21 protein-coding genes and 1 pseudogene are annotated in these 22,157 nt (G+C 42.4%); 11 read left to right on the top strand and 11 right to left on the bottom strand.

Annotated elements, in window-relative coordinates:
* Positions 1-122: 122 nt before the first annotated feature.
* From OMHG_RS02415 to pdxR, 7 genes are all read right to left on the bottom strand, one after another.
* The gene (locus OMHG_RS02415; protein WP_010648010.1) at positions 123-1,868 is read right to left on the bottom strand and encodes a GMC family oxidoreductase; all 1,746 of its coding nucleotides are present in this window, start codon (positions 1,866-1,868) and stop codon (positions 123-125) included.
* A 108-nt stretch (positions 1,869-1,976) separates the two neighbouring features.
* Positions 1,977-2,726: a gluconate 2-dehydrogenase subunit 3 family protein gene (locus tag OMHG_RS02410; RefSeq protein WP_010648008.1), complete on the bottom strand. Its 750-nt coding sequence runs from the start codon at positions 2,724-2,726 to the stop codon at positions 1,977-1,979.
* Positions 2,727-3,001: 275 nt separating this feature from the next.
* Positions 3,002-4,108 (bottom strand): nitric oxide synthase oxygenase, encoded by a 1,107-nt coding sequence (locus tag OMHG_RS02405; RefSeq protein ID WP_010648007.1) that lies wholly within the window; start codon positions 4,106-4,108, stop codon positions 3,002-3,004.
* Between the two features lie 84 nt (positions 4,109-4,192).
* On the bottom strand, positions 4,193-5,359 hold the full coding sequence (locus tag OMHG_RS19195; protein ID WP_010648005.1) for an SEC-C metal-binding domain-containing protein: 1,167 nt from the start codon (positions 5,357-5,359) through the stop codon (positions 4,193-4,195).
* A 143-nt stretch (positions 5,360-5,502) separates the two neighbouring features.
* Positions 5,503-6,927, bottom strand: a complete 1,425-nt coding sequence (locus tag OMHG_RS02395; protein ID WP_010648004.1) for an alanine/glycine:cation symporter family protein — start codon at positions 6,925-6,927, stop codon at positions 5,503-5,505.
* A gap of 98 nt (positions 6,928-7,025) precedes the next feature.
* Complete coding sequence (locus OMHG_RS02390) at positions 7,026-7,655, bottom strand: Bax inhibitor-1/YccA family protein (protein ID WP_010648003.1); 630 nt, start codon at positions 7,653-7,655, stop codon at positions 7,026-7,028.
* A complete protein-coding gene (gene pdxR / locus OMHG_RS02385; protein WP_010648002.1) occupies positions 7,648-9,111 on the bottom strand; it encodes a MocR-like pyridoxine biosynthesis transcription factor PdxR in 1,464 nt (487 codons plus the stop codon). The genes OMHG_RS02390 and pdxR overlap by 8 nt, the downstream gene beginning before the upstream one ends.
* 128 nt (positions 9,112-9,239) lie before the next feature.
* Between pdxR and pdxS the strand changes: the two genes are divergently transcribed.
* The 3 genes from pdxS to OMHG_RS17420 all read left to right on the top strand — a co-directional run bounded on the left by pdxS (position 9,240) and on the right by OMHG_RS17420 (position 11,795).
* Complete coding sequence (gene pdxS, locus OMHG_RS02380; protein ID WP_010648001.1) at positions 9,240-10,127, top strand: pyridoxal 5'-phosphate synthase lyase subunit PdxS; 888 nt, start codon at positions 9,240-9,242, stop codon at positions 10,125-10,127.
* A 112-nt stretch (positions 10,128-10,239) separates the two neighbouring features.
* A complete protein-coding gene (gene pdxT, locus OMHG_RS02375) occupies positions 10,240-10,887 on the top strand; it encodes a pyridoxal 5'-phosphate synthase glutaminase subunit PdxT (protein WP_010648000.1) in 648 nt (215 codons plus the stop codon).
* A 365-nt stretch (positions 10,888-11,252) separates the two neighbouring features.
* A complete protein-coding gene (locus OMHG_RS17420; RefSeq protein ID WP_010647999.1) occupies positions 11,253-11,795 on the top strand; it encodes a hypothetical protein in 543 nt (180 codons plus the stop codon).
* A 131-nt stretch (positions 11,796-11,926) separates the two neighbouring features.
* On the opposite strand, the gene OMHG_RS02365 is transcribed toward OMHG_RS17420, so the two are convergent.
* Complete coding sequence (locus tag OMHG_RS02365; protein WP_010647998.1) at positions 11,927-12,187, bottom strand: DUF3006 domain-containing protein; 261 nt, start codon at positions 12,185-12,187, stop codon at positions 11,927-11,929.
* 227 nt (positions 12,188-12,414) lie between these two features.
* Entirely contained in the window at positions 12,415-13,734 is a 1,320-nt protein-coding gene (locus OMHG_RS02360) for an MBL fold metallo-hydrolase (RefSeq protein WP_010647997.1), read from the bottom strand.
* Positions 13,735-14,028: 294 nt separating this feature from the next.
* Here OMHG_RS02360 and OMHG_RS02355 point away from each other — a divergent pair, with 294 nt between their 5' ends.
* The 4 genes from OMHG_RS02355 to OMHG_RS02340 all read left to right on the top strand — a co-directional run bounded on the left by OMHG_RS02355 (position 14,029) and on the right by OMHG_RS02340 (position 16,477).
* Positions 14,029-14,307, top strand: coding sequence for a DUF3006 domain-containing protein (locus tag OMHG_RS02355; protein ID WP_161603053.1), 279 nt, complete (start codon positions 14,029-14,031; stop codon positions 14,305-14,307).
* 19 nt (positions 14,308-14,326) lie between these two features.
* Entirely contained in the window at positions 14,327-14,902 is a 576-nt protein-coding gene (locus OMHG_RS02350; RefSeq protein ID WP_010647995.1) for a transposase, read from the top strand.
* Between the two features lie 119 nt (positions 14,903-15,021).
* On the top strand, positions 15,022-15,699 hold the full coding sequence (locus OMHG_RS02345) for a hypothetical protein (RefSeq protein ID WP_010647994.1): 678 nt from the start codon (positions 15,022-15,024) through the stop codon (positions 15,697-15,699).
* A gap of 19 nt (positions 15,700-15,718) precedes the next feature.
* A complete protein-coding gene (locus tag OMHG_RS02340; protein WP_010647992.1) occupies positions 15,719-16,477 on the top strand; it encodes a polyphosphate kinase 2 family protein in 759 nt (252 codons plus the stop codon).
* Positions 16,478-16,812: 335 nt separating this feature from the next.
* On the opposite strand, the gene OMHG_RS02335 is transcribed toward OMHG_RS02340, so the two are convergent.
* On the bottom strand, positions 16,813-17,364 hold the full coding sequence (locus tag OMHG_RS02335; protein WP_010647990.1) for an acetate and sugar kinases/Hsc70/actin family protein: 552 nt from the start codon (positions 17,362-17,364) through the stop codon (positions 16,813-16,815).
* A complete protein-coding gene (locus OMHG_RS18910; protein ID WP_010647988.1) occupies positions 17,364-17,609 on the bottom strand; it encodes an acetate and sugar kinases/Hsc70/actin family protein in 246 nt (81 codons plus the stop codon). Before OMHG_RS18910 ends, OMHG_RS02335 begins: the two co-directional genes overlap by 1 nt.
* A gap of 207 nt (positions 17,610-17,816) precedes the next feature.
* Here OMHG_RS18910 and OMHG_RS02330 point away from each other — a divergent pair, with 207 nt between their 5' ends.
* The 4 genes and pseudogenes from OMHG_RS02330 to pxpB all read left to right on the top strand — a co-directional run bounded on the left by OMHG_RS02330 (position 17,817) and on the right by pxpB (position 22,157).
* Positions 17,817-18,416: a 5-bromo-4-chloroindolyl phosphate hydrolysis family protein gene (locus OMHG_RS02330; protein ID WP_044476742.1), complete on the top strand. Its 600-nt coding sequence runs from the start codon at positions 17,817-17,819 to the stop codon at positions 18,414-18,416.
* A gap of 21 nt (positions 18,417-18,437) precedes the next feature.
* Entirely contained in the window at positions 18,438-19,604 is a 1,167-nt protein-coding gene (locus OMHG_RS02325; protein ID WP_010647984.1) for a toxic anion resistance protein, read from the top strand.
* A gap of 508 nt (positions 19,605-20,112) precedes the next feature.
* Positions 20,113-21,333, top strand: coding sequence for an NRAMP family divalent metal transporter (locus tag OMHG_RS02315; protein ID WP_010647980.1), 1,221 nt, complete (start codon positions 20,113-20,115; stop codon positions 21,331-21,333).
* 102 nt (positions 21,334-21,435) lie between these two features.
* Positions 21,436-22,157: pseudogene (gene pxpB, locus OMHG_RS02310) on the top strand (5-oxoprolinase subunit PxpB).

Below are 22,157 nucleotides of genomic sequence, written 5' to 3'. Positions count from 1 at the left end.
GAAAAGCCAGCTCATGCTGGATGCAAGAGCTGGCTCCTTATTGAATCGTTCTTTCATTATTATTTGCAGCCGGAAAGGGTTATCATAAGCCACTGCCGGTTCATTATACCTGCTTGTAACTGTTATACGACAGACTGATTTTTCTTCTCTGCTTTTACAAGCTGGCCGCCATTTTCGATGAACTGCTGAATCCCTTCTGCTGCTCTATAGGCTAGTGCGCCGACAGTACCTGTAGGGTTATAGCCGCCATTATGGACAAATGCTGAAGCACCTACGACAAATACGTTGTCGACATCCCACATCTGTAAGTAGTTATTGACTGCCGAGGTTTCTGGATCGGCTCCCATGATCACACCACCAGTATTATGGGTAGTTTGATATGGAACGACATCCCAGTGATCTGAAATGGTTCTTTCTTCAACTGTGTTGGCTCCCATTTCCTTTAATATCTCTGCCCCGCGTTTTGATAGATATTCATATAGTCCTCTATCCTGATCAGTGAAATCATAGGTTAAACGAAGCAATGGATTTCCATAGCTATCGGTATATTCGGGATCAAGATCCATGTAATTGTTTTTATGCGGGATTGAAGCGCCTTGAGCACCTACTGAAAGGGAACGGTTAAAGTACTGGAGCGACGTTTGTTTAAATTCACTTCCCCAGCTTGGTGTCCCGCTTGGAACTGGATTATTGGCAATAGGCCGTCTCCCTGTCTGGGTAATGGAAAGCGATCCGCCATGGATAAAATCAAGATCGGAATGATCGAAGTTATCCCCATTAAAATCATCGACGGTTGCACCTAATGCACCGGCCCCCATGAAAGTATTGAATTTCTCATCCTCAAAATAACCGGTTGCACCGCCCAAAATCTGATAGCAATAGTTTTTGCCGATGACGCCTTCACCAGTTTCCGGATTGTAGGGACGTCCAAGTTTTGATTGCAACAGTAAACGTGTGTTATTCATTACATAGCTTGTCAGTACGACAACATCTGCTGGCTGTTCGAATTCTTCACCGCTTTTGACGTCAACATAACGAACGCCTGTTGCAGTGCCGCTATCATCATGAAGGATTTCCAGAACATTGGCATCTGTCCGCAGTTCAAAATTACCCGTATTCTGTGCAGTAGGAATTACAGTGACATTCGGAGATGTTTTTGCTCCGTATTCGCAGCCGAAACGTTCACAGTACCCGCAATATTGGCAAGCATTAATTGTTTGGCCATCCGGATTTTCATACGCCTCCGATAAATTGGCGGACGGCATCATGAACGGATGGAGGTCGAGATTGGTAGCAGCCTCCTTAAACCGGTCCAGGATTGGTGTGCTTATCATAGGTGGGGTTGGATACGGTTCAGATCTTGGAGGTCCTAATGGCATTTCTTCACCACTAATACCTGCAGTTTGCTCATACTTATAAAAGTAGGGCTCCATTTCGTCATAGGTAATGCCCCAGTCCTGCAATGTATAATCAGGACCAAGCTTGTCCGGTCCATATTTTTCATCGGTCATTGTTTTAATTTCAAAGTCGTAGGGGAGAAAACGCCATGTCTGTCCATTCCAGTGAACTCCTGCTCCTCCAACACCTTCGCCAGGAAGGAAAGACCCCCATTGGCGCATTGGCAGCGCTTTTTCTTCCAGTGAATTGCGTGCAGTAACGGTTTCTTTCGAAGCGTCCTGCATCAAATCTAGTCGGATTGCATAGCGGTATTCATCATGCACCTGCTGGAAGTCTGCTGTTGAACGGTCCTCGCCTCGCTCTAAACCAACGACCTTAATTCCTGCTTTTGCCAGTTCAGCAGCGATGATGCCGCCTCCCCAGCCTACTCCTACAATAACAACGGGTACTTTATCCAATTTTGTTGCCATGAATATGTAAGCCTCCTAATATAGTTTTATTGAATCATTTTCAGAATGTAACTTTCGCAAAAAAATATACGCAAAAACTGGGTGAAACTATTTCCGTTTCTACCCGTACTAGTGATTACTTAATGATTGCGGATCCATTTCAACAAAATCTTCACTTTCAATTTCGTTTATATAGCTCATGATACTGCCGGGATATTCTTTCATCTGCCAGCCTTCCATATTGTTATTCCCGCCATACATTGGGTCTGAATAAACACCGGCAAGGGTAGCAGAACGCAGCAGGCTGAAGAAGGTATTGGAAGTAACCCCTTTCATTTGGACTTCCTCGTTTTGAAATTTTGTTAGAATTTCATCCTGCTGATCTCCTTCAATCTCTGTGAAAGATGCATCGAATTGATTCTGGCTTTCGCGATCGAGTGCACGGACACCTTGGAGGAAAACCTCATTTCTTCTTAAACGAGTCTGATAACCTTGATAGTCTGTACCCGGATAGAAAGGTCCCTGCATATATTCCCTCTCATTATTTCCGTATCCGCTTGCCATTTGATGGTCAATGAAATAAGGTACTGCTAATTGAATGGCTCCAGGCCCATTGTCGTCTTCTGGGAAAATTCGTTCTGTTGCTGCGCTCAAAACATCAAAATCTTTCTGTCTTTTAAAGAACATTCGAGCCTGCTGGAAATTCTGCTGCTCAGTCTGTTGGCCGGTTTCAGGGGCTGTTTGCTCTGTTTCCGTACCTAAATTGCCACCAAGTAAGGAACCTAAAATACTTCCCCCAACAACACCGCCAGCCACATATCCTGAGCTTCTCAAAAATTTACGCCGCGATAAATCCACTTTGTTTTTTTCTTCTGGCATTGTTACAACCCCCTTAAAAATTGATTTTTCCTGATTGTTTTGAGTATACCCTACATTCGTAAACACTATACCCTTTAGAAATAATTATAAAACATAAAATTTAGAATATTCAACTGTGACGTATTTGAGTGCCTGTCACTTCCCGAAATTTGTCGAATCTGCGCAGTCTGGGCTGGTGCCTGTCACTTCCCGAAATTTGTCGAATGGCGGTGTTGGTTTTATTTTATTTGCAGAGGCAAAGCGTTTGCTCCATAAAAAAGGAAGAGAGACGAATGTCACTCTTCCGGTGTTACAGTATAATAATTATCCTGATAAAAATAATTCGGCTTTTGGACGGTATTGTTATAGGGCTTGTGCCACATATGGGTTGTGGCTGGAGATAACGGCGGAATCAGCCATGACCATTTTCCGGTTACATCTCTTCCGGCCTTTTCTTCCTGTTCCTCAAACGCCTGGAATTGTTTCGCCGCAGTATGATGGTCGACAATGGTTACACCGTATTTTTTAAACGAGTCAAGTACCGCTGCATTCATTTCCACAAGTGCACGATCACGCCATAATGAACTTTCCCGTTTCGTATCAAGTCCCATTTTCTCAGCAAAAGCGGGCAGCAAGTTATACCGCTTTTCGTCGGCAAGATTCCTGGCTCCGATTTCAGTGCCCATATACCACCCGTTGAATGGGGCAGTTACATAATTTATTCCGCCAATTTCCAGACGCATATCCGAGATAATCGGCACACTGTACCATTTTAAATTCAGCTCTGAAATGGCTGGGAAATCACGATGTTCAATCGATATTTCAGTAGTAATAGATGCGGGGATATTCCTGAACTCTGGAGGATTATTATCAATCTGCACGACTAAAGGCAATAGATCAAAGGCGGTTCCTTTTCCTTTCCATCCTAATTGAAGGCATTGCTCGGTAAAGTCAGCAGAATCTGGATCGCCTGTCACACCCTCTTCGGTACGGTAACCAGCATATCGCAGCAGTTGATGATTCCATATTTTGACCTTTTTCTGGTTATTGGTTTCCGGTCGGAAGATGGTAATCAAGGGCTTAACTTTCCCATTATTAGTCGCAGTTTTTATATGGTTGAACAAATACTGAAAAACATCCTCGCTAGATTCGGCATCCCGAGCATCAATGACTTCCATACGCTCCCAAAATAATCGCCCAATACAGCGGTTGGAATTACGCCAGGCAACCTTGGCACCATATACCAGCTCATCATATGTATGCTGGTAAGCGCCTGTGGCGTGAATCTGATCATCGATTTCTTTCCATCTGTTTTTTAAGCCATCTAGGGATTTGCCGGTTTCATGATAATACTGTGTGATAAACTTATGTGCTTCTTCGGTGATCTGCATTGTTACTTCCATTACCTTAACCTCCTGTGCTGCCTGCAGAAAAAGCGGGAAGCACGGACGCTTAAGTGCCTGTCACTTCCCGAAATTTGTCGAAAGCTATTGTGCACCACAGCATTTTTTAAATTTCTTTCCGCTGCCGCAGATGCATGGATCATTTCTTCCGATTCCTTTGCTTTTAGCTTCTTCCTGAATCATTTTTTTCTGTTCGTGTTCCCAGTGTCTGTCGGTCTCTGCAATCTCCCGCTTCCATTCCAGAAGTTGTGGGTGATCTATTCCGTTAATCATGCAGTTGGGATAGAGTACTTCTGTCAAATCCACCATTGCCGCATCATATCCGTCTTCGAGCATCTGTACGATCTTTGGAATTGCTTTTGTTGAAAGCTGGAGGCAAAGTGACTCGGCAATTAATGTTTTACTCGTTATATCTTTCTCTTGATCAAGATGGCGGAGCAATGTTTCTTCTGCTTTCGGATGTTTGAGACTGGCGAAAATATCGAGTGCCGCAATTGCGGTATCCTCATGTTCAATATATTTTTCCACAGCATCGAGTACTTCCTCGGTACCGATTTTGATTAAAGCTGCAACAACTTCCTCAACCAAAAGATCATCTTCTGACTGCACCAGAAGTGTCGCCAAATCGGGTATAAGAGGAACTGCTCTTAGTTCTCCTGCAGCATAAATATGATAGACTCCATTCATATACAAGAAATCTTCATCTGCTTTTTCTTTGATGGCCAGACGAATCTGCTCTATGCCATCTTCAGCATATTCACCACGCTTGATCAATTCCTGGAAAATCCGCTTACCATATAAAAAGCTGTCAGCATCAAAGCTGTGATCGAGGCTATTCATCAATTCTCCAGCTGCCGTATAAAGCTGCTCAGAGTCCAAATCCAGTAATTTCAATATCTTGTCCATCTTGGTTTTGCTGATATATGGTCTCAGTCTCTCTTCATAAGCAGAGAAAAGCTCTGTCGGGCAATAATCTAAGATAGTAAGATACCATTTGTAATGGCCATCCTTTCTATCCAGACGGTTTAAAACCTCTAAAAGCACCTTCTCCGTTACCGGAAGATTTCTTGTATAATGTATAATCGGGTTTGCTCTGAAGTCTGGGCGAACCTTGCCCATCGCTTGTAAAGCAAGCAAAAAGGTCTTCTCAGATCCGGTATAAGACCGTTCAATTGCTTCCAGCGCAAAGTCCCTAACATGTTTATCATCACTTACAATAAAAGGTTCAACCATATCTAGAAAATTCATCATCACATCTGACCTACTTTCGCCCTAATTGTACAATAAACGGCAGGTGCCTGTCACTTCCCGAAATTTGTCGAAAACCGAACAGTAACAGGCACCACCCGAATTTTGTCGAATCCGGTGTGGTGCCTGCAGTTTGTACAATTTATTTATTTGTCAGTTTCTGTTGAACTGCTGCGTTCCCAGCATTCGATACCGTCCTGATCATCGAGGATATCTCTGTAAAAGACGGGATCTTTTCCTGCCTTACGCTGCTGCATATAATCCTTAAGCGAATGGTTTGCGATCTTGAAGAGCCTGGTAATCGCATATAAGTTTATGAGTGCCATTATAGCCATTGTCAAATCGGCCAGCGCCCATACGATATCGAATGTAGCAAACGTACCAAAAACTACCATGGCAAGCACTGCAATCCGGTAGAGAAACAGTCCCAGCTTGCTATTTTTAATATATGCGATATTGCTTTCTCCATAGTAATAGTTTCCTAAAATAGAACTGAAGGCAAAAAGGAAGATTGCAATCGCGATAAAGATTCCCGACCAATCACCAAGTGTCTGATTGAAAGCCGTTTGTGTTATCTGAATACCATTATCTTCACTGCCGGCAAATCCGCCAGCAGTAAGGATTACAAATCCTGTTGCCGTACAGACAAGGATAGTATCAAAGAATACTCCCAGCGCCTGAATGAGACCTTGTTTAACCGGATGGCTCACTTCAGCCGTAGCTGCTGCGTTGGGAGCTGCACCCATTCCGGCTTCGTTTGAAAAGAGTCCCCGTTTGATACCCATCATAATGGCAGCACCAAATCCACCACCAGCAACCTGCTGAATGCCAAATGCGTTTGCGAAAATAAGCGAAAACATATCTGGAATTGCCGAAACATTCATTACTAAGATAATCACGGCCAGAATGATATACAGTACTGCCATAAACGGAACGATTATCTGAGAAACATTAGCGATGCTTTTTAATCCACCAAAAATCACGAGCGCTGTCAAAATTGTCAGTACTACAGCAATCAGTGTGGGGCTTAAAGAATACTGTCCAGCAAAGGCCAGGCTAATGGTATTGGACTGAACAGAATTAAAGACAAGTCCATATGTAAATGTGATAATTACAGCAAATGCTATACCAAGCCAGCGATTCTTCAATCCCTTTTCAATATAATAAGCAGGACCTCCACGGTACTGATTGCCATCCCTGACTTTATAAATCTGGGCGAGTGTGCTCTCGATAAATCCTGATGCGGCACCCAGAAGTGCAATCATCCACATCCAGAATAATGCTCCAGGTCCGCCAAGTGCCACTGCTGAAGCAACCCCTGCCATATTTCCGGTTCCAACCCGCGAAGCAGCACTGATTGCAAATGCCTGAAATGAGCTTATTCCCTTTTTCCCGGAAGAATCAAATGCCTGTTTATCCGTAATAACCCGAAACATCTCAGGGATCGTCCTGAATTGCACAAATCGCGTTCTGATGGTGTAGTAAAGACCCAACCCAATTAAAGCGATTATTAAAATGTATCCCCATAAATAATCATTTATATTTCCAATGACCTCTTGTAAAAATTCCATCCGAAACACTCCTTAAATAATATATAGTAGTCCATACCCTAAAACCATAAGTGCCTGTCACTTCCCGGTTTTTGTCGAAATCTGTCAGCTGGTCTAGCCTAGTTGCGGCGCTGGGAAAAGTGACTCAGAATCCTTAACAGGTCCATAAACAGATTAATGAAATCCAGATAAAGATTCAATGCAAGCCTTGGGATATCCTTCTCTGAAAGATGCCTGTGCTTGATCTGATTAAAATCATAAACAATATAAACCGAAAATAGGACTGCTGAAATAATGGTTACAAGCAAGATTGTAGTATCTGACTGCGGTACGAAGAAATTAAATAGGCTAAAAGCGATAAGGCCAATTAATATGATGAACAGAATGGAGCCGATGAACGATAAATCTTTTTTTATTATCCATCCGAATATCCCTAATAAGACAAAAATGATGAGTGCAAGGATAAATGCCAGCAGTACTATTTCTGCCCCAACTTCACTAAGGTAGTAATAGATTGCCGGATACATCGTGAGCCCCGATACCGCTACAAACAGAAACAGAAATGAATAGCCAATCTTTCTTCTCCTTCTTAGTATGGCAGCTGTGATGAGCATAACCACTTCCAATATCATCAGTGGCAGCATGAAAGACTGTGGAACGAATTGACCGAAATATATTCCAGCGCAAGCAACGGCGAGAGTGAGTACAAAAATCCGAAGCAGCTTATTTAGCAATTCCCTTTTATTCATCAGTTAAAGCCACCTTACGATCATTTTTCGACAAAATTCGGGAAGTGACAGGCACCTTAGCCGTAGTCCAGCTGTTGATGAGGGTTTCTATTGCGCCTTCCAATTGGTCCTCAGCGATACCGGCGAATCCGAGGATGATTTTTGGCGGAGATTCATAATTCTTACCCATAGAGTAGGCGGAGAGGGGATAGACCCTTATGCCTTTCTCAGCTGCCCGTTTGATAAGTCCTTGCTCTGTCATACCGTTTTTTACGGAAAGTACGATATGCAGGCCGGACTGTTCACCAATTACGGAAACAGTATCTTCATACGGTGTCAGAAGTTCCATTATTTTTTCGAGTTTGCGGCGATAGATTTTTCTCATCCGGTTTAAATGTCTTTCGAAATCTCCTTCTCGCATGAATTGGGAAAGAATATGCTGGTCAATTCGTGAAACAGAAGAATGGTAGAACTCTAATTCCTTATTATACCGAATAAGTAGTGGATTAGGCAAAACCATATAACTTATACGCAGTGAGGGAATCAGCGATTTGGAAAAAGATCCCAGATAAATGACCTTGTCTGCCTGATCCATACTTTTCAGCGAAGGAATGGATTTGCCGCTGTAACGGAATTCGCTATCGTAATCATCTTCTATAACATAACGGTTTTCATCAATAGATGCCCAGTTTAAAAGTTTTGTCCGCCGATTGACAGAAAGGACTGTACCATATGGGAAATGATGGGAAGGCGTTACATAGACTACATCCGGTTTTGTCTTTTCAAACGGTTCAATTTGAATTCCCTCTTCATCAACCTCCAGCGGATAAACCACGTTCGGATAGCCCTTTAATATACGCAAAATCAGATGGTATCCGGGATTTTCCACTCCGTAGACAATATCTTTTCCTAATAGAAGAACAAGCTGCTGCATCAAAATTTCGCTTCCTGCTCCAACGATAATATTTTCCGGAGCACACTGAATTCCGCGTGCATGATATAAATAATGCGCTATTTCTTGACGGAGTTCTGGCTCTCCTTTGGCATCCCCAAGCAAAAGCAAGTCATGGTGTTCCTTATCTATCGTATTTTTGGCGTGCTTTCTCCACTGTGCAAATGGGAAGCTTTTGGTGTCAACGAGGCTAGGGTGGAAATTATACTGCATTTCTGAATGTTTTTCAGCCGGTTTTTTCATTTCTTTATCATTAGGCTGGATGTATTCCAGATCCCCGCTTGCCATCACAAAATAGCCTCTGCGGGGAAGCGATTCAACATATCCCTCGGCAATTAACTGATCATAGGCGGTCTCCACCGTGTTCTGGCTAATGCTTAGAAATTCAGCAAGCTTGCGTTTGGAAGGCAGTTTAGTCCCGTATGCCAGGCGGCCTTCCGTAACTTCTTTTTTTATAAATAGATAAAGCTGCTCATACAAGGGAATATCAATTTCTCTATTTAAATGGCAGGATAACATCTCCATTTGCTGCCTCCAATATATCTGACCTGGTTATTTTTATGAAAACTGACTCTTTCAATAGTATCACTTAGTCTTATAATAAATGACATATTAGAAAATTACAAACTAAAATCAGGATGGAGTCGATAAGTATGGAAAAGATCTTAGGCAGCGAAACAGTTAAAAGGGGAATGGCGCAAATGCAAAAAGGTGGCGTTATCATGGATGTCATCAATGCCGAGCAGGCAAAAATTGCTGAAGCATCAGGTGCAGTCGCTGTAATGGCACTGGAGAGGGTACCTTCAGATATTCGTGCTGCTGGTGGAGTGGCAAGAATGGCAGATCCGCTAATTGTGGAGGAAGTACTGAACGCTGTATCCATTCCGGTTATGGCCAAAGCACGTATTGGACATATCTTGGAAGCAAGGGTGCTTGAGGCAATGGGCGTTGATTATATCGATGAAAGTGAAGTCTTAACTCCAGCCGATGAGGAGTACCATATTTTAAAGAGTGATTATACCGTACCATTTGTCTGTGGCTGCCGTGATTTAGGGGAGGCCGCCCGTCGCATTGGAGAGGGCGCAGCAATGCTTCGTACAAAAGGAGAACCGGGAACAGGAAATATTGTAGAGGCTGTACGTCACATGCGCAAGGTCCAGGCACAGGTACGAAAAGTTGTCCATATGAATGACGATGAATTGATGACGGAAGCTAAATTGCTTGGAGCACCATATGAGGTATTGAAGCAGATAAGGGCTGAAGGGAAACTTCCGGTTGTTAACTTTGCGGCTGGAGGAGTGGCAACCCCAGCAGATGCTGCGCTTATGATGGAACTTGGAGCAGATGGAGTCTTTGTAGGGTCAGGAATCTTTAAATCGGAAAATCCTTCGAAATTCGCCAGTGCGATTGTGCAGGCAACAACCTATTATAATGATTATGAGTTGATTGGAAAATTATCAAAAGAACTGGGCAGTGCCATGAAAGGAATCGACATCTCTAAATTGGCTGCCGAAGAAAGAATGCAGGAACGCGGCTGGTAACCTTCACTATAGATAAATAAACAAGACCGGTGCCCTCACCATGAGGTACCCGGTGAGGTGCCTGTCACTTCCCGAATTTTGTCGAATGGAAAAGGAAAGGGGCTGGGTTCATATGGGTGACGAAAAAGCTGCAATTGGTGTTCTCGGGCTGCAAGGTGCAGTTCAGGAACATTTAAAGCAAATTGAAAATCTTGGATTCAAGGGAATTAATGTGAAAAATCCTGATCAGTTCGATTTAATCGATGGGCTGATTATTCCGGGCGGGGAGAGTACTGCTATCAAAAATCTGATGACCAGATACGGCTTTATGGAACCGATAAAGAATTTTTCACAGACCGGCAAGCCTATTCTCGGTACCTGTGCCGGAATGGTATTGCTTGCAAAGGAAATCTCAGAATCGGAAGAAGTCCATCTAGGGCTAATGGATATCAAAGTAAAACGGAATGCATTCGGCCGTCAGCGTGACAGCTTTGAAGTCGCTTTGGATGTGAAGGGTTTACAACATCCATTTCCATCCGTTTTTATTCGAGCTCCATATATCGAAGCAGCAGGGAAAGCGGATGTGGAAGTATTAGCTGTTTACAATGAGAAAATTGTTGCAGCCCGCCAAGGAAATCTGGTGGTCTCATCTTTCCATCCGGAGCTAACAACGGACATCCGTTTCTTAGAGTTATTTACAGAAATGGTAACCGCACGGAACTTACCGCGGGAGGTGCCTAAGGAGGTGCCTGTCACTCCCCGAATTTTGTCGAAAATGTAATGTTAAAATGAATACTTTCAAAATGATTCTTAGGACACTTAAGATAGAAGTCCTAAAGATAGAACTAAAGTAGTAAAATTCTGTAGTCCTATGCTATGCCATAGATGAAACTATTTTGAATTAATGCCACTGTTGAATGCAGTGGCATTTTCTGTCGACAAATTTAGACATAAACCGGGAAGTGACAGGCACCATATCGACAGCGGATCAACAACTTTCTCAATTATTTTCTAAAATTCATTGTTTTTATGCTACTTTTTTCCTATAATAGATATTGATTACAAAATATAGAAAATTTAAACTATAACAAAATATGTCGCTGCTATCTTTGTAATTAAATAATGATGAGGGAATGGGGAGAGTAGATGGGAAAAGAATCAATAGGGTTATTTTATGATATTGTGGAAGAAAACGAGAGGAGAATACATTACCAGATACATAAACTGGGGATATATGACATGTACTCGCATTATATTAGATTCGATTATAACAGTCTTGAAGCGGATTGTAATACGTATTATATCTTTCAGCCAGATCAAGGTATTTTGCCCACCTATTTTAACCACATCATTCGGAACCGATTATTCGATTTACTGCAGCTTGAACCGACAAAACTTCAATATGATAAAATTATTCTCCACGAAGAGGCAGGAACATCAAGTTATACATATGGACCCATCGATCCTAGCATGCTGCAGCGCAGTAAATCAGTACAAACCTCTATCCATTTCAAATGGTTTTATCAATATGTACAACAGAACTTGCCGATAAAGGAAATTGCGGAATTGGAGGGGGTGCCGGTTGAAAACATAAAGTATTGGGGCAATGAAGCGAAACGAGAATTGAGAGGAAAAATTATTCGGATTTCCATTCCAGCTCATTATTTAAAAAATAAAGTTAAGTTGTAGTTGTGGCAGGCAGACTGAACTTTTGAAGCAAACAAATGGTTAGCTGAGGTTGTGAATCCACACGTACCAAAGCTAACCAATAATTCGACAATATTTGACAAAAACCGGGAAGTGACAGGCACCATCGTGTCTTACTTTTTGAGGAATTTGCTTCCCTTGCTTTTAGATCTTAGTTTCTCCATTAAATCGGATGATTTTTCTGCTTCCATCTGCGTTTTTTCAACATTTATGGAAACCGGTTTGAATTCCCCACCTTCCTTCTCAACATGAAAAACAGTCCCGATTTTGCTTCCTGCAGGCAATTTACTTTTATCTATAATTAGCTCTGTTTTATTTTTATCTATTAGAATGACAGCCGTTTCTCCTTCAAATCGATCGAGTATACCTTCCATTTTACCGCCTCCTCGTTCTATAATTTTCTGCCCATAGCTGAAAATCAATTATTATGGACAATCGCTGCCCATGGTTTCTATCCGCTTTTCGTCCGAAATGAAGAAAAATTTAGCACACCCCGAAACCCCGAAACCCCGAAACCCCGAAACCCCGAAACCCCGAAACCCCGAAACCCCGAAACCCCGAAACCCCGAAACCCCAAACCTACCAAATAAAAAATACTTCCTTATGTGCAGGCTAGTCCTTCACTTTTTATATCGGCGATCCTTGCTGGTCCAATCCCGCTAATCCGGCTTAAATCATCGACTGAGTTAAAAGGTCTCAAGTCAATTAAATCCTGGGCTCTTGCCGGTCCAATATGGATAATTCCCTGTACAGCTTCAACTGAAGCGCTATTGATATTGATGCAGGAACTATTGGCGGGAGCATCTTTTGGCGGGGCAGGTTCGGTTTCGGCAGGAAGGTTCTCACTAGTCTTTTTCCCTGAACTTTGCGAATTCCCCGTATTTCCCGGACTGACTGTTCCATCTTTATTCGTTGCTATATGGTAGTTTTCCCCATCTGTAGTGACAACAATCGACCCATTTACATCGGTTCCATAAAGCTCAATTCCTGACTTCTTGATCAGTGAAACAACCCGTTCGCCAGGATGCCCATAACTATTGCCTGCCCCGGCACTATAAATAGCGACTGATGGATGAACGGCGCTGATAAAGGCGGGATCGCTTGAGGTATCCGAGCCATGGTGCCCAAGTTGAATAATATCTGCCTTTATATCCATTCCGCTCTCCATCATTTCCAATTCAGCACTTCGATCGGCATCACCAGTGAATAAAAATTTTGTGCTGCCGTATGTGAACAGCAATGAGACAGATTCTTCATTGGATTTTCCGGAAATATTATCCGGATAAAGTACATCAATTTCAAGCGGTCCTATTTCGAATTCTTCTCCAGTGCGTGGTTCGTGAAAATCTGCCCCGCTGTTTATTACAGCTTCCATCCCTCGCTGGAATACTTCGGATGAGCTTTCGTTCCCGGACAGCCAAACCTCCCCAACTTCAAATGTCTGCATGACATCATCCAGCTGGCCAATATGATCGGCATCAGGATGGCTGACGACAACAAGATCAATATCGGAAACATCTTGTGATTTTAGATAGGTAGCGACTTCGTTTCCCTGCCAGTCTCCAGTATCAAAGAGGATGGTATAGGGTTGATTTCCATCATTGTACTCAAAAAGTGCAGCATCGGCCTGGCCAACATCAATATAGTGGACTTTTAAGTCAGATAATGATTGATCCGGTGGAGAATCCCCAGTCTTCGTAGCTTTTTCCTCTGCTTGGTCTTCTTCGGCAACGCTTTCCGTCGCCGAATCTGATTCTTCTGATTCTACTGATTCTATATTCATTGCGGTTTTTTCCCATTCTTCCACAGTAACCTCTTTATGGTTTCCAGCACTATTTTCCCCTAGTGTTTCAGGACTGTCTTGACCGCAAGCAACTAAAAATATTGTTAAAAACATGGTGAGCAAAAATCTAGTATTCAATTATATTCCCCCAGTATCTACTTTCATCCTAAGATTACCAAAAAAGAACGGTGAAAGCTATTTGATTTAAAGGGGGGCTATTAAAAAACCTCGAAAAAATTCTCTTAGGCAATCCAGAAAATTCTAGTGAAAATTCCAGTTCTGTGCTAGCGCTATGCTCTACTATTCTATTTTATATAAGGGGAAAATTCTATTTGCAAAATGTATTTTACAGGGGAGTTCCCATTTTACGAGGATGAAAGATTTTTTGGATATTGGCATAATGAAGAAAATATTAGAAGGAGTGCGGAAGCCTTGAAGAGAAGAATAGCAGGATTTGTGTATCTCGCAGTGGCAGCTTACTTGATCTATATCATTTTTATTGTTCCTGTATTTACAGAGGGAAATGAACCTGAGAAAGAGATTATCGGATTCATTGATCGATTTGAAAACGAAATGGCCGTTGTCCTAATAGAAGAGTCAGCAGAAGAAATATACCTGCCAACATCAATACTCCCGCCAACCACCAAAGAGAACACCTACCTAATCATCCAGGTGCCTGTCACTCCCCGAATTTTGTCGAAAAATAATTAAGATTGGAGTGTTATCCATTATGGCCAGAAATAAACGATTATGGATTCCGGATACTTATTATCATGTTTCCTCCCGAGGGAATCGCAGAGATATTTTGTTTAAAGAAGATAGGGATTATGACGTCTTTTTTTCAATCCTCCATCACATCCACAAAAATAATCCTTTTAAGCTTGCTTCCTATTGTTTGATGTCAAACCACTATCATTTACTGATCTGTACAACCGAACAGCCAATTTCGAAAGTAATGTCTCTGCTTAATAAGCGATATGCTGATTATTTCAATACAAAAAATAATGTGACCGGGCATGTTTTTGAGAAGAGATATTTTGATAAACCAATAGGAACACCTTACGGATTATTGGAAATCAGCCGCTACATTCATTTGAATCCTGTCAAAGCGGGTATCGTTACCAATGCCGAAAGCTACAAGTGGAGCAGCTATCATCATTACATGTACAATACATCGACAACACTGCTGTGTACCAGTGATATTCTGGAAAGCTTTCCGGGAAATGTCCACCATCAGAGGACGAAGTATCAGGAGTTTATCAACAAAACAGATGAAAATATTATATTGAATCAAGGCAGTGAATAGCAATAACCGTTCGACATATTACGACAAAAACCGGGAAGTGACAGGCACCTAAGAAGCAGGAGATTCTTTATTTGCAGCGAATATCTATATAAAGTGGTTAGAGGAGGGAGCGGTTTAGAATGGTGGATTCGGAAAACGTATTTGCAAAGATAGATCGTCATTTGACGAAAGAAGTGATTGATGCGGCTCTAAACGGGGAACAAGCCAATAAGTGGCAGCAGGTGTCCTATCCGGTTATCATAAATTATTTCGCGAATGCAGCCGGAAAGCATTCCAAAAAGAGCTGGGTGAAGCGGATTGCCTTTACCTATTCCTGGCTGCAGAGTATTCCAAGGCATGCGAAACCGAATGAAATAGACAAGAACTTTATCGAATTGGAAAAAGACTTTCAGCATGTAAAGCTGAAGAAAATTAAGTTTATCGAGACGGAAAATGACAAAATAATTGGTTTTAAAAAGAAGCAGCACAGCTTGAATGAATTTTTACTTCCGATATCTGCGTTAATTTTTGATAAAGAAAACCTGGATACACAATTGCCGGCATTAGTGAAACTGCTCCATTTTATGTTTCCGGAACTATTCCCGATGTTTGACCGGAATGCCAGTAACCGAATTTTTGGCTCGTCTTTCCAATCAATTAGCAGATATTACAGCTATATGGAAGGATTGAAGACATATTTGAATGATGGGACAAATGCAGCCTACTTGGTGAAAAAAGCAAAGGAACGGTCATTATCACCGCTTTATCTGATTGAACTAGCAATATGCACAGATTCTCAAACATCGGAGACAGATTGATAAGGAGAGTCACATGAGAATGGAAATTAATTTAAATGAACTGAAACAAAATCATAAGCTTGATAAAGCAACCTACAAAAAAGAGCTCGCCAAATACCAGAATCGATTATTGAGTCTGCAGCGTAAAATAGTCGAAGAAAATATTGGGGTAATTATTGCATTTGAAGGAGTGGATGCGGCAGGAAAGGGCGGGGCAATCAAACGCCTTACAGCCGAACTTGATCCAAGAGGGCTTATGGTCTACCCCATTTCTGCCCCGAAACCACATGAGAAGCGATATCATTATTTGCAGCGTTTTTGGCGGAAAATCCCTCAATACGGACAAATTGGCATCTTTGACCGGTCTTGGTATGGAAGGGTCCTTGTCGAGCGACTTGAAGGGTTTGCCACCAATGAAGAATGGGAGCGTGCTTATAATGAAATCAATCAATTTGAAAAAACGCTGACGGACGATCATTATATTTTATTGAAGTTTTGGATTCAGATTTCCAAGGAAGAACAATTGGAGCGCTTTGAAAAACGGCAAAATGATCCACTCAAGAGCTGGAAAATCACGGAAGAAGATTGGCGCAATCGTGAAAAATGGGAAGAAAACGAGAAAGCAGCAAAAGAAATGCTCCAACGGACGGATCGGGACTATGCTCCGTGGGTTATTGTCGAAGGGGATAATAAACGCTATGCTAGGGTTAAAGTACTTAAAAGTACGGTAAACTATATCGAAAATTACTTGGAAAAAACAGGAATAGAACTGCCAGACTACTCACTATTTGAGGGATAATCGAGAGAATTCACTTTACAGGGAGCTTCAATTTAAAAGTTCAAATAAGCTGCAGGAAACCCAAATTGCAATGGAATTCTCTTATCCTTTTGCACCGCTGACAGCGTAAAAACAGAAACCGATCCATGATTCAAGTCTTTACGCTGAACTTGACGTGGATCGGATTTTTCTTGAGATAAGCTGCCGGTCTAATGGACGTCTCTAAGGTTGATGGGCAATTTGGTTAGGCTGCTCTCTTTAGAATGGAAGTGTTATATTGTCCCTTTGCAAAATCGGGATTCCTCCACCTTGATATTTCTATTTAAAACAATCAAATCAAAACGATCAAATTTAAGCTATAAAAGCATGGCTCCGATTGCCCCAGCATAGGCACCTTTTTGAGGGAAAAGAGGCTCATACAGCAGGGTCTCCTGAAAACTGCCCAATACATTTTTGAGGGGAGTATTTCCTGTTAGCGTACTGCCAACAAAAATAATTTGCCGGATCTGTTTTGATACCGCGGCCTGCCATGCCAATGAGAGGATTGTTTCACCAATCAGCTGCATAAGTGCAGCCAGATGATCCTCAACGGTTGCCGAGCTATTTACATGTGCCTTTCCAAAATTAGCTGCAGTTAAGCTTCCAGGAACTGGCGGTTCGTTTGGTGCGTAAATATCCTTAACCAATAAATCGCTATGCTCATGGTTTCCCTTCGATGCGAGCTGAGTCAGGGCAGCGAAATCTTTATTACCTGCAATTAGGCTGCCAAGGCCCATTAACGTCCCACCGCCGATTCCACTTCCGGCTATGCGCTCTGAATCCGCCGCTGTCACGTGGAAAATGGAAGAACCTGTACCGATGCTAACAAGGATATAGTCACTGCTGCGCTTGTGATTTTCCTCAAGCATCAAGTAACGTGTACCGGAAGCGATTGCCTGAATTCATCCACATGGTGAATTTTATGGGCTGCTGACGATATATGACTGCTCTTTCCACCAGTTATATGGAGTACAGCATCAGGCGAAAGTACTGCCAGCCATCGAAGAAGTTTCTCCATATCATGATTGGGGTATGTTTTCACATGGAGTCGGCCACGTTCTTCATAGGCAACTTTTGTGAGTGTACCGCCCGCATCAATTCCGATTTTTTTCATGCCTTCGTCCCCCGTCCAAAACTATTTTTCCTTCTATTTAATCTTAACCCACGATAAAGTATTCGACAAAATTCGGGAAGTGACAGGCACCTGAAAAAGTTGAAACCTTTTGCGGGCTGTTGTCGTAATAGTAGATATAGCAGGAAGACGTTTACTACGGAATTTTTTATATAGGAGTGGTTGATTGTGAGGGCTGTTTTTCAATTTATGATTCAGTCAGTGTCAGGTTTTTTCGGTATCACCTCCATATGGCTGATAAGTTTTTTTGCTTTCAGTCAAACTTTGATAGTTTCAAGCCTATTCGCGATCGCTGGCGGGACTGCAATTTATCTGGGATCGAAGCAGATTATGGATTACCGGTTTGTACGAAGCAATGGGCTTACGAGAAGAGAATATAGATTTATCGAGAACAATCTTAAAGAAGCAAAGCATAAAATTTCACGCCTGCAGAAGTCCCTTTTCCGGGTGAGGTCCATACAACAGGCCAAGCAAAACCTGGAAATTGCCCGAACCGCCCAGAAAATATATGCCAACGCAAAAAAAGAACCAAGACGGTTTTATCAGGCGGAAGGCTTTTTCTACAATCATCTCGACTCCCTGGTGGAATTGGCGGAAAAGTATGCATACCTGTCTTCCCAGCCCGCCAAAAACAAGGACATGGTCCATTCTTTGGAAGAGACCAGGCAGACCGTTATCACACTTGGTGAAACGATAAAGAAAGATTTGTATATCATGCTTGATGATGATATTGACACACTGCAGTTTGAGCTTGATGTAGCCAAAAAATCGATCAATCGAGTGAAATAGAGATAAAAGGAGGAAATACTGATGAGTGAAGAAAGCGTTAGAAAACAATCTCAGGACATCGATGACTTGCTGGCAGACCCATTTGGAATGCTGAAAAGTGATGATTCGTCATCAGAAGCTATTGCAGATCAGAAGGACAAGTCTGAGAAACTGATTAATAAACTGCCTCAGGAAAGCCGTGATCGCGCAATGCAGCTCGCTGCACAAATCGATCCCCAAAACAATCAGTCGATTGCCCAATACGGTACAGAAGCCCAGTCGAAGCTTTTAAATTTTTCGCATGGAATGCTGGAGCATGTTCAAAACCAGGATGTAGGGGAGATTGGTTCGATTCTTGGTGATTTAATGAAAAAGCTTGAGCAAGTGAATCCAGATGAGCTTAAGGCAGAAAAACGCGGCTTGTTATCAAGGGTATTCGGTAAAATTTCCGGTTCCGTAAATGAAATTCTTTCAAAGTATCAGAAAACCGGCGCACAAATTGATCGAATCAGCGTGAAGCTTGACCGCAGCAAGGATGTTTTAATGTCTGATAACAGTATGCTGGAGCAGCTGTTTGAAAAAAACAGGGAATACTATGAGGCCTTGAATATTTACATTGCAGCAGGTGAAGTAAAGCAGGAGGAACTGGAAAAGCAAGTCATTCCCGATCTGAAGCGCAAGGCCGAGCTAAGTCAAAGTCAAATGGACTTCCAGGCGGTCAACGACATGGTGCAATTCGCAGATCGATTGGAAAAGCGTACCCATGATTTAATGCTCAGCAGACAAATAACCATGCAAAGTGCACCGCAAATCCGGCTCATACAGAATACGAATCAGGCATTGGTTGAAAAAATCCAATCCTCAATCCTGACTGCCATTCCACTATGGAAAAATCAAGTGGCAATAGCGCTGACATTGCTCCGGCAGCGAACTGCGGTAGAAGCCCAAAAACAAGTATCCAAGACTACGAATGATTTGCTGCTGAAGAATGCAGAAATGCTGAAAACCAATACGATTGAAACAGCGAAAGAAAATGAGCGCGGTCTTATTGATATTGAGACGCTAAAACAAACGCAGGAACACCTCGTTTCAACAATAGAAGAAACGATAAACATTCAAACGGAAGGAAGGCAAAAAAGAAACGAAGCAGAAAAGGAACTGCTCGGAATGGAAGAAACACTAAAACAAAAACTACTAGAATTCCGCTAAGGTGCCTGTCACTTCCCGAAATTTGTCGAATAATGTTTTGAATAGCATGTACAACTACTGCCAGCTTTTATGTATAATCCTAAAAGCTGGTGGTTTTTGCATCCATTTTTGCCTGACAGCGAGCACCAACCATCCAACCATACAAGTTAGGTACCAATCCCACAAGCCCACTCGCAGCCAAATGCCATTACCAACCGCCATCCTTTGCTCCGATTCCACGCCACCCGGCTTCCCAACCCAACCCAACACCAACCCCATTAAAGCGTTGGGACCCATCTCCTTTCCTCATCTTTATAAAAAATCAATTTTTATGATATAATAATAAAAATATTCAACCGCATATAGCCGCCAGAAAATCATGAAGTCCATCTGCCGTTTTACATAGCTAATCAAACCCAAATTCCGTTATCAACAATGCTCCTTAATTAAAATCATCTCAAGTATCAATACTATAAAATTCATAACAGGGCATCATCGTACTAGACAACGTAAAAAAGGAGAATACATCATGTCTGAAAAAGAACCACAGATTTTATCGGAAAAAGATAAGAAAAGCAGAAGAAATTCATTAATCGGTGCTGCATTTTTAATGGCTACTTCAGCGGTAGGTCCAGGTTTTCTGACACAAACTGCCGTATTTACCGAATCGCTGCTGACCAGCTTTGGATTCGTCATTCTGGCTTCCATATTCCTGGATATCGGTGCTCAGCTGAATGTCTGGCGGATTATCGCAGTATCCAGAAAACGCGGGCAGGAAATCGCAAATGCGGTCCTTCCGGGTCTCGGTTTTGTGGTGGCGATATTCATTGTCATTGGCGGACTTGCGTTTAACATCGGGAATATTGGCGGTGCAGGACTTGGTGTGAATGCCATGCTCGGATTTGATACGAGAGTAGGGGCGGTAATAACCGCTGTAATTGCAATCTTTATTTTTATGTCGAAAGAAGCAGGAGCGGCAATGGACCAAATTGTAAAATGGCTTGGCGCCCTTCTGATCATTCTAATTGCTTATGTTATGTTTGTGAGTCAGCCACCGGTCGGCGAAGCGATACAGCATTCCATTATGCCGTTAGAGCTTGATTTTTATGCAATCATCACAATTGTCGGCGGTACGGTAGGCGGATACATCACATTCTCAGGCGGCCACCGGCTCTTGGATGCAGGAATTTCGGGGAAGGAAAGCATTCCAGAGGTAACAAGGACCTCGGTGATGGGAATTCTGGTTGCATCCTTTATTCGCATTATGCTTTTTCTCGCGGTTCTGGGAGTAGTTTATGCTGGGGTGAGTCTCAATCCGGACAATCCAGCTGCAACAGTATTTGAATATGCTGCCGGCCAATTTGGCTACCGTATGTTTGGTATTGTTTTATGGGTGGCAGGTGTTACTTCCGTGATTGGTGCAGCTTACACATCAGTATCATTCCTGCGATCCTTTCATCCAAAAATTGACCAATATTACAGATACTGGATTATAGGCTTTATCGTCTTTTCGACCACAGTTTTTGTATTTATTGGCCAAGCCGTTGCGCTGCTTGTTCTCGCAGGTGCAGTTAACGGACTGATCTTGCCGCTGACACTTGGTTCGATTCTGCTGGCAGCACATAATCCAAGAATAATTGGAGATTACAAACACCCAATCTGGCTGACGGTGTTCGGGACGATAGTTGTTCTCTTAACGGCATATCTCGGCATAAGAACGCTGATACAGACATTGCCGCAATTGTTCTAAAATCGTTACAAAAAAGTACCGCATGCAATACAGACACTACAGGCGTCACAGGGAGGACAGCAGGTTTTCCCTGTGCTCCTATTCTTTTTAGGTGGGATACGAATGTTTCAAATAAATACTTATGGCGATGCAGGCATGCGGATTCAATTTGGAGAGAAAATTTCTATAGAAATAAATGAAAAGATCCGCAGTTTCTGTTTGTATCTGGAAGAGGTAAACATACATGGTATCATCGAATGGATTCCTGCTTATACAGCGGTTACGATTATCTATGATCCATCTATCATTTTATACGATGCATTAAAAAACGAGTCGAAGCAATAGAGCATAAGCTTGGCCAAATCGATCTGCCTGTGGCGGATATTGTACACATTCCAGTTCTGTATGGCGGGGAAAGCGGACCGGAATTAACTGCAGTTGCATCACTTAATGGAATGACGGAGGAAGAAGTGATCGCCATTCACTCGGGGACCGATTACTTAATCTACATGATGGGATTTATCCCCGGATTCCCATATCTTGGTGGTATGTCCAAAAGGATTGCAGCTCCACGATTGTCTAAACCGAGATCGGAAATTCCGGCTGGTTCGGTTGGAATTGCGGGTGAGCAAACCGGGATTTATCCATTGAAGTCACCGGGGGGATGGCAGATTATTGGCCAAACACCAGTAAAAACATATGATGCAGCACGACAGCCGCCGATTTTACTGCAGGCTGGCAATTATATTCGTTTTAACGCAATCGATGCGGAAGAATTTGAATCGATTCAAGCAGAAGTTGAAGCAGGGAATTATAATCCGCAAATTGAAAAATATACAGTCTAA

The sequence above is a fragment of the Oceanobacillus massiliensis str. N'diop genome, from assembly GCF_000285495.1.
In the GTDB taxonomy this organism is placed as follows: Bacteria; Bacillota; Bacilli; order Bacillales; family Amphibacillaceae; genus Oceanobacillus; species Oceanobacillus massiliensis.
The sequence above is the reverse complement of the archived record's forward strand: the minus strand, read 5'-3'. Positions and strand labels throughout refer to the sequence as shown.

Bases quoted from the DNA above. Each gene is read 5' to 3' on its own strand.
- OMHG_RS02415 (WP_010648010.1), bottom strand. From the start codon at position 1,868: ATGGCAACAAAATTGGATAAAGTACCCGTTGTTATTGTAGGAGTAGGC.
- OMHG_RS02410 (WP_010648008.1), bottom strand. From the start codon at position 2,726: ATGCCAGAAGAAAAAAACAAAGTGGATTTATCGCGGCGTAAATTTTTG.
- OMHG_RS02405 (WP_010648007.1), bottom strand. From the start codon at position 4,108: ATGGAAGTAACAATGCAGATCACCGAAGAAGCACATAAGTTTATCACA.
- OMHG_RS19195 (WP_010648005.1), bottom strand. From the start codon at position 5,359: ATGATGAATTTTCTAGATATGGTTGAACCTTTTATTGTAAGTGATGAT.
- OMHG_RS02395 (WP_010648004.1), bottom strand. From the start codon at position 6,927: ATGGAATTTTTACAAGAGGTCATTGGAAATATAAATGATTATTTATGG.
- OMHG_RS02390 (WP_010648003.1), bottom strand. From the start codon at position 7,655: ATGAATAAAAGGGAATTGCTAAATAAGCTGCTTCGGATTTTTGTACTC.
- pdxR (WP_010648002.1), bottom strand. From the start codon at position 9,111: ATGGAGATGTTATCCTGCCATTTAAATAGAGAAATTGATATTCCCTTG.
- pdxS (WP_010648001.1), top strand. From the start codon at position 9,240: ATGGAAAAGATCTTAGGCAGCGAAACAGTTAAAAGGGGAATGGCGCAA.
- pdxT (WP_010648000.1), top strand. From the start codon at position 10,240: ATGGGTGACGAAAAAGCTGCAATTGGTGTTCTCGGGCTGCAAGGTGCA.
- OMHG_RS17420 (WP_010647999.1), top strand. From the start codon at position 11,253: ATGGGAAAAGAATCAATAGGGTTATTTTATGATATTGTGGAAGAAAAC.
- OMHG_RS02365 (WP_010647998.1), bottom strand. From the start codon at position 12,187: ATGGAAGGTATACTCGATCGATTTGAAGGAGAAACGGCTGTCATTCTA.
- OMHG_RS02350 (WP_010647995.1), top strand. From the start codon at position 14,327: ATGGCCAGAAATAAACGATTATGGATTCCGGATACTTATTATCATGTT.
- OMHG_RS02345 (WP_010647994.1), top strand. From the start codon at position 15,022: ATGGTGGATTCGGAAAACGTATTTGCAAAGATAGATCGTCATTTGACG.
- OMHG_RS02340 (WP_010647992.1), top strand. From the start codon at position 15,719: ATGGAAATTAATTTAAATGAACTGAAACAAAATCATAAGCTTGATAAA.
- OMHG_RS02335 (WP_010647990.1), bottom strand. From the start codon at position 17,364: ATGCTTGAGGAAAATCACAAGCGCAGCAGTGACTATATCCTTGTTAGC.
- OMHG_RS18910 (WP_010647988.1), bottom strand. From the start codon at position 17,609: ATGAAAAAAATCGGAATTGATGCGGGCGGTACACTCACAAAAGTTGCC.
- OMHG_RS02330 (WP_044476742.1), top strand. From the start codon at position 17,817: ATGATTCAGTCAGTGTCAGGTTTTTTCGGTATCACCTCCATATGGCTG.
- OMHG_RS02325 (WP_010647984.1), top strand. From the start codon at position 18,438: ATGAGTGAAGAAAGCGTTAGAAAACAATCTCAGGACATCGATGACTTG.
- OMHG_RS02315 (WP_010647980.1), top strand. From the start codon at position 20,113: ATGTCTGAAAAAGAACCACAGATTTTATCGGAAAAAGATAAGAAAAGC.